This window comes from Vibrio fortis (assembly GCF_000695685.1).
In the GTDB taxonomy this organism is placed as follows: Bacteria; Pseudomonadota; Gammaproteobacteria; order Enterobacterales; family Vibrionaceae; genus Vibrio; species Vibrio fortis_A.
On the sequence record NZ_JFFR01000005.1, the window covers coordinates 143256 to 155046 of the forward strand.

General features: G+C 45.9%; 7 protein-coding genes and 1 pseudogene. All 8 read left to right on the plus strand.

The features are described from left to right. The first annotated feature begins 164 nt into the window (after positions 1-164). Positions 165-542 carry a preprotein translocase subunit SecE gene (gene secE / locus VFDL14_RS16790; protein ID WP_032549907.1) on the plus strand — a complete coding sequence of 126 codons (378 nt, stop codon included), beginning with the start codon at positions 165-167 and terminating at the stop codon, positions 540-542. 13 nt (positions 543-555) lie between these two features. Next, positions 556-1104 carry a transcription termination/antitermination protein NusG gene (nusG, locus tag VFDL14_RS16785; RefSeq protein ID WP_032549909.1) on the plus strand — a complete coding sequence of 183 codons (549 nt, stop codon included), beginning with the start codon at positions 556-558 and terminating at the stop codon, positions 1102-1104. A 211-nt stretch (positions 1105-1315) separates the two neighbouring features. Next, complete coding sequence (gene rplK, locus VFDL14_RS16780) at positions 1316-1744, plus strand: 50S ribosomal protein L11 (RefSeq protein ID WP_026084318.1); 429 nt, start codon at positions 1316-1318, stop codon at positions 1742-1744. A 4-nt stretch (positions 1745-1748) separates the two neighbouring features. Continuing rightward, the gene (gene rplA, locus VFDL14_RS16775) at positions 1749-2453 is read left to right on the plus strand and encodes a 50S ribosomal protein L1 (RefSeq protein WP_032549910.1); all 705 of its coding nucleotides are present in this window, start codon (positions 1749-1751) and stop codon (positions 2451-2453) included. 240 nt (positions 2454-2693) lie between these two features. Then, a complete protein-coding gene (gene rplJ, locus VFDL14_RS16770) occupies positions 2694-3188 on the plus strand; it encodes a 50S ribosomal protein L10 (protein WP_032549911.1) in 495 nt (164 codons plus the stop codon). Between the two features lie 57 nt (positions 3189-3245). Further along, a complete protein-coding gene (gene rplL, locus VFDL14_RS16765) occupies positions 3246-3614 on the plus strand; it encodes a 50S ribosomal protein L7/L12 (protein WP_032549912.1) in 369 nt (122 codons plus the stop codon). 235 nt (positions 3615-3849) lie between these two features. Beyond that, positions 3850-7964: pseudogene (gene rpoB / locus VFDL14_RS0123000) on the plus strand (DNA-directed RNA polymerase subunit beta). A gap of 74 nt (positions 7965-8038) precedes the next feature. After that, on the plus strand, positions 8039-11791 hold a 3753-nt coding region (rpoC, locus tag VFDL14_RS0123005; RefSeq protein ID WP_032550063.1), incomplete at its 3' end, for a DNA-directed RNA polymerase subunit beta'.

The following is an 11791-nucleotide window of genomic DNA, read 5'->3' on the forward strand; positions in this document are numbered from 1 at the left end:
AGAGTTGTGTGAAATCACAGCAACTTTGTCTCTTAGCAAAGAATAAAACGATCATTTTTGACTAAAATGACTGTTAGATGTGTTGTTCTGCAACGCAAAGGAATGTGCCCTGCAACAGCGGGGTTATTGTCGTCTATATTTAAGACTTATCACAGGTTGGTTTTATGAAAGCAAACGCTGAGACTCCTGATAGCTCAAGTGCAGCAGATACAATGAAGTGGATTGTCGCTTTTGTTCTGCTAGCCGCCGCTGTTGTGGGTAATTACCTGTATGGTGAATTATCAGTTGTAATTCGCGCTGCAGGTGTAGTTGTGCTGATTGCTGCCGCACTAGGCGTTGCAGCAACGACAACTAAAGGTAAAGCTGCGATCGAATTTGCAAAAGAATCTCGCATGGAGATTCGTAAAGTGGTTTGGCCTACACGCCAAGAAACTATGCAAACCACATTGATCGTTCTAGCTGTAAGTATTGTTATGGCTCTAGCACTATGGGGCATCGACGGCATTATGGTTCGTCTTGTTGCCTTTGTGACTGGGGTATAGAGGGTTCTGATTCATGAGTGAAGCTCCAAAAAAACGTTGGTATGTAGTTCAAGCCTTCTCTGGCTTTGAAGGTCGTGTGGCTCAATCGCTACGCGAACATATTAAAATGCACAACATGGAAGAACTGTTTGGCGATGTGCTAGTACCTACTGAAGAAGTAGTGGAAATGCGCGCGGGTCAACGTCGTAAAAGTGAACGTAAATTCTTCCCTGGCTACGTATTAGTTCAGATGATCATGAATGACGAATCATGGCACTTAGTACGCAGCATTCCGCGTGTTATGGGCTTCATTGGTGGCACCTCTGATCGTCCTGCACCAATCACTGACAAAGAAGCTGATGCGATTCTGAACCGTCTAGAGAAAGCGAGCGAAGCTCCACGTCCTAAGACTATGTTCGAAGCTGGTGAAGTGGTTCGTGTGAACGATGGTCCATTTGCTGACTTCAACGGTACTGTTGAAGAAGTGGATTACGAGAAGAGCCGCATTAAGGTGTCTGTATCGATCTTTGGTCGTGCAACGCCTGTTGAGCTTGAATTCGGTCAGGTTGAAAAACTGGACTAAGACTCGAATAGTTGAACAAAGTTGTGGATAACTTATTGGCAACTTGTTCAAATTAAAAGAGTATAAAAAATCACCTTTTTAGGGTTGTTTAAGGCGCGAATTATGATTATAATTTCGCGCCTTTTTACTTCTGAGGAAGTAAAAAGCTTAATTGAAATTATGGGGAGCTTGCCTTACGGCTAGCGCATGTACCCAAATATTAGGAAATATCATGGCTAAGAAAGTTGAAGCTTATATCAAACTGCAAGTTGCAGCTGGTATGGCAAACCCGTCGCCACCGGTTGGTCCTGCTCTAGGTCAACACGGTGTTAACATCATGGAATTCTGTAAAGCGTTCAACGCAAAAACAGAATCTGTTGAGAAAGGTCTACCGACTCCAGTAGTTATTACTGTATACAACGACCGTTCTTTCACGTTCGTAACTAAGACTCCACCTGCTGCTGTTCTTCTTAAGAAAGCTGCTGGCGTTAAGTCTGGTTCAGGTCGTCCAAACACTGAAAAAGTGGGTACTGTAACTGACGCTCAAATCCAAGAAATCGCAGAAACTAAAGCTGCTGATATGACTGGTGCTGACATCGAAGCAATGAAGCGTTCAATCGCTGGTACTGCTCGTTCAATGGGCCTAGTGGTAGAGGGTTAATAAGATGGCAAAACTTACTAAGCGTATGCGCGTAATCCGCGAAAAAGTTGACGTAACTAAAGAGTACGAAATCAACGAAGCTGTTGCTCTTCTTAAAGAACTAGCTACTGCTAAATTCGTTGAGTCTGTTGATGTTGCTGTTAACCTAGGCATCGATGCTCGTAAATCTGACCAAAACGTACGTGGCGCTACTGTGCTACCTCACGGTACTGGTCGTGAAATCCGCGTTGCTGTGTTCACTCAAGGTGCAAACGCAGAAGCAGCTAAAGAAGCTGGCGCAGATGTTGTTGGTATGGAAGATCTTGCTGAGCAAGTGAAGAAAGGCGAAATGAACTTCGACGTAGTTGTTGCTTCTCCAGATGCAATGCGCGTTGTTGGTCAACTAGGTACTATCCTAGGTCCACGCGGCCTTATGCCAAACCCTAAAGTTGGTACTGTGACTCCTAACGTTGCTGAAGCTGTTAAGAACGCTAAAGCTGGTCAGGTTCGTTACCGTAACGACAAGAACGGCATCATCCACACTACTATCGGTAAAGCATCTTTCGAAGCTAACCAGATTCAAGAAAACCTTGAAGCTCTGCTAGTTGCTCTTAAGAAAGCTAAGCCTTCTTCAGCGAAAGGTACTTTCCTGAAGAAAGTAAGCATCTCTACTACTATGGGTGCTGGTGTTGCTGTTGATCAGGCTAGCCTGAACACGCAAGCAAACTAATTTGCTTAGGCGCAGATTTAGTGTATAATTCTGCGCCTAATATTTGTGGTTGGGTGATTTCTGAAGCAATTCGAGTCATCTATCCCAAGACCGTAGGCGCTGTGCTTTTCGGAGTTATAGCTTAATAAAACCTACGTAGGCGATGCCTAATTTAAATGAAGTGATTCATGTTTATTAGCATCGTAAACGCTCATTGCACACTGTAATGAGTGCTGTAATCACAACCAGAGGTTAAACCAAATGGCTTTAAATCTTCAAGACAAAAAAGCAATTGTTGCTGAAGTCAACGAAGCAGCTAATGGTGCACTTTCTGCAGTTGTAGCTGATTCTCGTGGCGTTGAAGTTGGCGCAATGACTTCTCTACGTAAACAAGCTCGCGAAGCGGGTGTTTACATGAAAGTTGTTCGTAACACACTAGCACGTCGTGCGGTTCAGGGTACTGACTACGAGTGTCTAACAGACACTTTCACTGGTCCAACTCTGATCGCGTTCTCTAACGAGCACCCAGGTGCTGCAGCGCGTCTTTTCAAAGACTTCGCTAAAGAGAACAAAGATTTCGAGATCAAAGCTGCTGCATTTGAAGGCACAGTTACTGATGCTGAAGTACTAGCGACACTACCAACTTACGACGAAGCAATCGCACGCCTAATGATGTGCATGAAAGAAGCTTCTGCAGGCAAGCTGGTTCGTACTATCGCTGCACTACGTGACCAAAAAGAAGAAGCTGCGGCATAAGCCTTGCTTTTCACTGGTTGCAAATTAAACTTATTGTTGACTTAAAAGAGAATTGTTATGTCTATTACTAACGAGCAAATCCTAGACGCAGTTGCAGAAATGTCTGTAATGCAAGTTGTTGAGCTTATCGAAGCTATGGAAGAGAAATTCGGCGTATCTGCTGCAGCTGCTGTTGTAGCTGGCGGCGCTGCTGGTGGCGAAGCTGCTGCTGAGCAAACTGAATTCGACGTAATCCTAACTGCTGCTGGTTCTAACAAAGTACAAGTAATCAAAGCTGTACGTGGCGCAACTGGCCTAGGTCTTAAAGAAGCTAAAGGTCTTGTAGACTCAGCTCCAGCACCTCTAAAAGAAGGCGTTGACAAAGCTGAAGCTGAAGCTCTTAAAGCACAGCTAGAAGAAGCAGGCGCTTCTGTTGAAGTTAAGTAATTATTACTTAATTTCTTAGCCTAACGGCTATTGGCTGGTGGTTAAATAACCACCGGCCTTTTTGCGCTGTAGGGCTATGACGAATTTTCCCGCTGTTTAAACGTCATAACCTGAGCAAAAAAACGATTACCTTTCCAAGATAGTCGTTCACTACAGTAAACAGCTGTTAGTCACTACCCCCTCCGAGGAGTGTTTCGGGTAGTTTGGGTCACTTATCAGCGAGCTGAGGAACCCCATGGTTTACTCTTATACCGAGAAAAAGCGCATCCGTAAGGACTTTGGTACTCGTCCACAAGTTTTGGACATTCCATACCTGTTATCGATCCAGCTTGATTCTTTCGACAAATTCATCGAACAGGATCCTGAAGGTCAATACGGTCTTGAGGCTGCTTTTCGTTCTGTATTCCCAATTCAGAGCTACAACGGCAATTCTGAGCTGCAATACGTTAGCTACCGTCTTGGTGAGCCAGTTTTTGACGTTAAAGAATGTCAAATCCGCGGTGTAACTTACTCAAAGCCACTACGCGTTAAACTACGTCTAGTTATCTTTGATAAAGATGCGCCAGCAGGTACTGTAAAAGACATTAAAGAACAAGAAGTCTACATGGGCGAAATTCCGCTTATGACAGACAATGGTACTTTCGTAATCAATGGTACCGAGAGGGTTATCGTATCCCAGCTGCACCGAAGCCCAGGCGTGTTCTTCGACAGTGATAAGGGTAAAACCCACTCATCAGGTAAAGTTCTTTATAACGCACGTGTAATTCCTTACCGTGGCTCATGGTTAGACTTTGAGTTCGATCCTAAGGACAACTTATTCGTACGTATCGACCGTCGTCGTAAGCTACCAGCTTCAATCATCCTTCGTGCACTAGGTAAGTCGACAGAAGAGATCCTGGATCTATTCTTCGAGAAAGTGAACTTCGAAGTGAAAGACCAAACTCTACTAATGGAGTTGGTTCCAGATCGTCTACGTGGTGAAACTGCGTCATTCGACATCGAAGCAAACGGCAAAGTTTACGTTGAGACTGGTCGTCGTGTTACTGCTCGTCACATCCGTCAACTTGAGAAAGATGGCGTTGAACACATCGAAGTACCAGTAGAGTACATCGTTGGTAAAGTTGCATCGAAAGATTACATCAACGAAGCAACTGGCGAGATCATTGTTGGTGCTAACCAAGAGATCAGCCTAGAGGCACTTGCTAACCTATCTCAAGCAGGTCACAAAGCTCTAGAAGTACTGTTCACGAATGACCTAGACCATGGTCCATTCATGTCAGACACTCTACGTGCAGACAGCACTGTAGATCGCATCTCTGCGCTTGTAGAAATCTACCGCATGATGCGCCCTGGCGAGCCACCAACAAAAGAAGCTGCAGAAGCTCTATTCGAAAGCCTATTCTTCTCTGAAGAACGTTACGACCTATCAACTGTAGGCCGTATGAAGTTCAACAGCTCTATCGAGCGTGAAGAAGAAGAAGAGCGCGGTACGCTAGACGAATCAGACATCATCGAAGTGATGAAGAAGCTGATCGCTATCCGTAACGGTAAAGGTGAAGTTGATGATATCGACCACCTAGGTAACCGTCGTATCCGTTCAGTAGGTGAAATGGCAGAGAACCAATTCCGTGCGGTAAAGGTGAAGTTGATGATATCGACCACCTAGGTAACCGTCGTATCCGTTCAGTAGGTGAAATGGCAGAGAACCAATTCCGTGTTGGTCTAGTTCGTGTAGAACGTGCTGTTAAAGAGCGCCTAAGCCTTGGTGACCTTGATGCAATCATGCCTCAAGACCTAATCAACGCTAAGCCTATTTCTGCTGCTGTTAAAGAATTCTTTGGCTCTTCACAGCTTTCACAGTTCATGGACCAAAACAACCCATTGTCAGAAGTAACGCACAAGCGTCGTATTTCTGCTTTAGGTCCAGGTGGTCTAACTCGTGAACGCGCAGGCTTCGAAGTACGTGACGTTCACGTAACTCACTACGGTCGTCTATGTCCGATCGAAACGCCTGAAGGTCCAAACATCGGTCTAATTAACTCGCTATCTGCATTTGCGCGTTGTAACGACTACGGTTTCCTAGAAACTCCGTACCGTCGCGTAGTAGATGGTGTTGTAACAGACGAAGTAGATTACCTATCTGCAATCCAGGAAGGTCAATTTGTAATCGCGCAGGCGAACACCGTTCTTACTGAAGAAGGAACGTTCGCAGATGAGCTAATCACTGCTCGTCAAAAAGGTGAATCTGGTCTTCACCCACGCGACCACGTTGACTACATGGACGTTGCGACAAACCAAGTAGTATCTATCGCTGCATCGCTTATCCCGTTCCTAGAACACGATGATGCGAACCGTGCATTGATGGGTGCGAACATGCAACGTCAAGCAGTTCCAACTCTAAAAGCTGATAAGCCTCTAGTTGGTACAGGTATCGAACGTAACATCGCAGTAGACTCTGGTGTAACAGCCGTAGCTAAACGTGGTGGTATGATTCAGTCTGTAGACGCTTCTCGTATCGTAGTTAAGGTTAACGAAGATGAGCTAGTACCTGGCGAAGCTGGTATCGACATCTACAACCTAACTAAGTACACGCGTTCTAACCAAAACACATGTATTAACCAACGTCCTACCGTGCTTCCAGGTGAACCTGTATCACGTGGCGACGTACTAGCTGACGGTCCTTCAACAGACCTTGGTGAGCTAGCACTTGGTCAAAACATGCGTATCGCATTCATGCCTTGGAACGGCTACAACTTCGAAGACTCGATCTTAGTATCTGAGCGCGTAGTTCAAGAAGACCGTTTCACGACTATCCACATCCAAGAACTATCTTGTGTGGCTCGTGATACTAAGCTGGGCTCTGAAGAGATCACAGCTGATATTCCAAACGTAGGTGAGTCTGCTCTGTCTAAACTAGACGAGTCAGGTATCGTTTACATTGGTGCTGAAGTTAAGGGTGGTGACATCCTAGTTGGTAAAGTAACACCTAAAGGTGAAACTCAACTGACTCCTGAAGAGAAGCTACTACGTGCAATCTTCGGTGAGAAAGCATCTGATGTTAAAGATACTTCTCTACGTGTACCAAACTCTGTTTCAGGTACGATCATCGATGTACAAGTCTTCACTCGCGATGGCGTAGAGAAAGACAAGCGTGCACTTGAAATCGAACAGATGCAGCTGAAAGAAGCGAAGAAAGACCTAACTGAAGAGTTCCAAATTCTTGAGGGCGGCCTTCTTAACCGTGTTAAAGCTGTTCTTCTGTCTGGTGGTTACTCTGAAGCTAAGCTTGATGCAATCGGCCGTAAGAAGTGGCTAGAGCAAGCACTAGAAGACGACGCGCTACAATCACAGCTTGAGCAACTTGCTGAGCAGTGGGATGAGCTAAAAGCTGACTTCGATAAGAAGTTTGAAACTAAGCGTCGTAAGATCACTCAAGGTGATGATCTAGCGCCTGGCGTACTGAAGATTGTTAAGGTTTACCTAGCAGTTAAACGTCGCATCCAGCCTGGTGATAAGATGGCGGGTCGTCACGGTAACAAAGGTGTAATCTCTAAGATTAACCCTGTTGAAGACATGCCATACGATGAGAAAGGTCAACCTGTCGACATCGTACTGAACCCACTGGGTGTACCATCGCGTATGAACATCGGTCAGATCCTAGAAGTACACTTAGGTCTGGCTGCGAAAGGTATCGGTGACAAGATCAACCAAATGGTTAAGGAGCAACAAGAACTGCACAAGTTCCGTGAGTTCCTACAGAAGGTTTACGATCTTGGTGATACTCGTCAGAAAGTTGACATTGCTGAACTGTCTGATGATCAAGTTCGTACTCTGATCAAGAACCTACGTGGCGGTCTACCGATTGCTACTCCTGTGTTCGATGGTGCTTCTGAAGCGTTAATCAAAGAACTACTTAAACTGGGTGACCTACCAGAATCTGGTCAGTTAACTCTGTTTGATGGTCGTACTGGTGATGCGTTTGAGCGTCCTGTAACTGTTGGTTACATGTACATGCTGAAACTAAACCACCTTGTTGATGACAAGATGCACGCTCGTTCAACTGGTTCTTACAGCCTAGTAACTCAGCAACCACTTGGTGGTAAAGCTCAGTTCGGTGGTCAGCGTTTCGGTGAGATGGAAGTATGGGCACTAGAAGCATACGGTGCTGCTTACACGCTTCAAGAAATGCTAACAGTTAAGTCGGATGACGTTAACGGCCGTACTAAGATGTATAAGAACATCGTAGATGGCAACCATAGCATGGAACCTGGCATGCCAGAATCGTTCAACGTACTGTTGAAAGAGATCCGCTCGCTAGGTATTAACATCGAGCTAGAAGACGAAGAGTAATCCCCACGGGATTATTGGTAGAAGGTGCTCACTTTTGCGGGTGAGCTCCTTTTAACTCCTTACAGGAGCTGATTGTGAAAGACTTATTAAACTTTCTAAAAGCGCAGCATAAGACCGAAGAATTTGATGCAATCAAAATCGGTCTATCTTCACCAGACATGATCCGTTCATGGTCTTTCGGTGAAGTTAAAAAACCTGAGACGATCAACTATCGTACGTTCAAACCTGAGCGCGATGGTCTGTTCTGTGCGCGTATCTTTGGTCCAGTTAAAGACTACGAATGTCTTTGTGGCAAATACAAGCGTCTGAAACACCGTGGTGTTATCTGTGAGAAGTGTGGCGTAGAAGTTACACAAACTAAAGTTCGTCGTGACCGTATGGGCCACATCGAGCTTGCTTCACCAGTTGCTCACATCTGGTTCCTAAAATCGCTACCGTCTCGTATCGGTCTACTAATGGATATCCCTCTACGTGATATCGAACGTGTTCTTTACTTCGAAATGTACGTAGTAACTGAACCAGGTATGACTGATCTAGAAAAATCTCAGATGCTTACTGAAGAAGAGTATCTGGATCGTCTAGAAGAGTGGGGCGATGAATTCACTGCTAAGATGGGTGCAGAAGCGATCAAAGATCTGCTTGCAACAATGGACCTTCATCAAGAAGTGGAAGAAATGCGCGAAGAGTTGGAAACAACTAACTCTGAAACTAAGCGTAAGAAGATCACTAAGCGCCTGAAGCTAGTTGAAGCGTTCATTGCATCGGGTAACGATCCGCAATGGATGATTCTGACTGTACTTCCGGTTCTTCCGCCAGATCTACGTCCTCTAGTACCTCTAGATGGCGGTCGTTTTGCGACTTCAGATCTGAACGACCTTTACCGTCGAGTGATCAACCGTAACAACCGTTTGAAGCGTCTTCTAGAGCTAGCTGCTCCGGACATCATCGTACGTAACGAAAAGCGTATGCTGCAAGAGTCTGTTGATGCCCTTCTAGATAACGGTCGTCGCGGTCGTGCGATCACTGGTTCGAACAAGCGTCCTCTGAAATCTCTTGCTGATATGATCAAGGGTAAACAGGGTCGTTTCCGTCAGAACCTTCTAGGTAAACGTGTAGACTACTCTGGCCGTTCTGTAATCACAGTAGGTCCATACCTTCGTCTACATCAGTGTGGTCTTCCTAAGAAGATGGCACTTGAGCTATTTAAGCCGTTCATCTACAGCAAGCTAGAGACTCGTGGCATGGCTACGACAATCAAAGCTGCTAAGAAGATGGTAGAGCGCGAAGAAGCTATCGTTTGGGATATCCTAGACGAAGTAATCCGCGAACACCCAGTACTGCTTAACCGTGCACCTACACTTCACCGTCTAGGTATCCAAGCGTTTGAACCAGTACTAATCGAAGGTAAAGCGATCCAGCTTCACCCACTAGTGTGTGCGGCATATAACGCCGACTTCGATGGTGACCAAATGGCGGTACACGTGCCTCTAACTCTAGAAGCACAGCTTGAAGCACGTACACTGATGATGTCGACAAACAACATTCTGTCGCCAGCGTCAGGTGATCCGATCATCGTACCTTCTCAGGACGTTGTATTGGGTCTTTACTACATGACTCGTGACAAGATCAACGTGAAAGGCGAAGGTATGTATCTTGCTGGCCCTGCAGAGGCTGAGAAGGCATACCGTACTAAGACTGCTGAGCTACACGCTCGCGTTAAAGTTCGTATCACTGAGACGGTTAAAGACGAAGATGGTAACAGCACAACTGAAACGAAGATGGTTGATACAACTGTCGGCCGTGCAATGCTATGGCAAATCGTTCCAGCGGGCCTACCGTTCAGCCTAGTTAACCAAAAGCTTGGTAAGAAACAGATTTCTAACCTGCTTAACGAGGCTTACCGTAAGCTTGGCCTGAAAGACACTGTAGTCTTTGCTGACCAAATCATGTACGCAGGTTTTGCATACGCAGCACTTTCTGGTGTTTCTGTAGGTATCAACGACATGGTTGTACCTCAAGCGAAATACGATGAGATCGAATCTGCTGAAGAAGAAGTTCGTGAAATCCAAGAGCAATTCCAATCTGGTCTTGTTACTGCGGGTGAGCGTTACAACAAAGTTATCGATATCTGGGCGTCTACGAACGACCGCGTTGCGAAAGCGATGATGGATAACCTATCTTCTGAAACTGTTATCAACCGTGACGGTGAAGAAGAGCAGCAAGAATCGTTCAACAGCATCTACATGATGGCCGACTCGGGCGCTCGTGGTTCTGCAGCTCAGATTCGTCAGCTAGCGGGTATGCGTGGTCTGATGGCACGTCCAGATGGCTCAATCATCGAGACACCGATCACTGCGAACTTTAAAGAAGGTCTAAACGTACTTCAGTACTTTATCTCAACGCACGGTGCTCGTAAGGGTCTTGCGGATACGGCACTGAAAACAGCGAACTCGGGTTACCTAACTCGTCGTCTAGTAGACGTTGCTCAAGACGTTGTAGTACACGAACATGACTGTGGCACGCACGAAGGTATCGACATGATGCCTCACATCGAAGGTGGTGACGTTAAAGTTGCACTTTCTGAGCTTGCTCTAGGTCGTGTAGTAGCTGAAGACGTTCTTAAGCCTGGTTCTGAAGATGTTCTAATTCCACGTAATACTCTGATTGATGAGAAGTGGTGTCAGATCATGGAAGACAACTCTGTAGACAGCATCAAAGTACGTTCAGTTGTAACGTGTGACGCTGACTTCGGTTGTTGTGCACAGTGTTACGGTCGTGACCTAGCACGTGGTCACCTAGTGAACCAAGGTGAAGCAGTTGGTGTTATCGCTGCACAATCTATCGGTGAACCGGGTACACAGCTAACGATGCGTACGTTCCACATCGGTGGTGCGGCATCTACTGCAGCAGCAGAGAACAGCATCCAAGCTAAGACTACAGGTACGGTTAAGCTACACAACGCTAAATTCGTTATCAATAAAGACAAGAAGCTTGTAATCACTTCTCGTGCATCTGAACTAACCATCGTTGATGAGTTCGGTCGTACGAAAGAGAAGCACAAACTTCCTTACGGTTCTACGCTGACTAAAGGTCACGAAGATTCAGTTGATGCGGGTGAAGTAGTAGCTAACTGGGAAGCGCACACTATGCCAATCATCACTGAAGTGGCAGGTCGCATCCAGTTCGTAGACATGATCGATGGCGTAACAGTTTCTCGTCAGACAGATGACCTAACAGGTCTATCTTCTTCTGAGGTAACTGATGCAGCAGCGCGTCCAGCAGCAGGTAAAGATATGCGTCCAGCTATCAAACTTGTTGATGCAGCAGGCAACGACGTAATGATCCCTGGTACTGATATGCCAGCTCACTACTTCCTACCTGGTAAAGCGATTGTAAACATCGAAGATGGCGCAGAAGTTGGCATTGGTGACACTCTTGCACGTATCCCTCAGAAATCTGGCGGTAACAAAGATATCACCGGTGGTCTACCACGCGTAGCAGACCTATTCGAAGCTCGTAAGCCTAAAGAGCCTGCGATCCTTGCTGAGCACACAGGTACTGTGTCTTTCGGTAAAGAAACGAAAGGTAAGCGTCGTCTAGTTATCACTCGCGAGGGTGGCGAAACTTACGAAGAGATGATTCCTAAGCATCGTCAACTGAACGTGTTTGAAGGTGAGAAGATTGAACGTGGTGATGTAATCGCTGACGGTCCAGAAACTCCACATGACATCCTACGTCTACGTGGTATTCACGCTGTGACTCAGTACATCGCGAACGAAGTTCAAGAAGTTTACCGTCTACAAGGCGTAAAGATTAACGATAAGCAC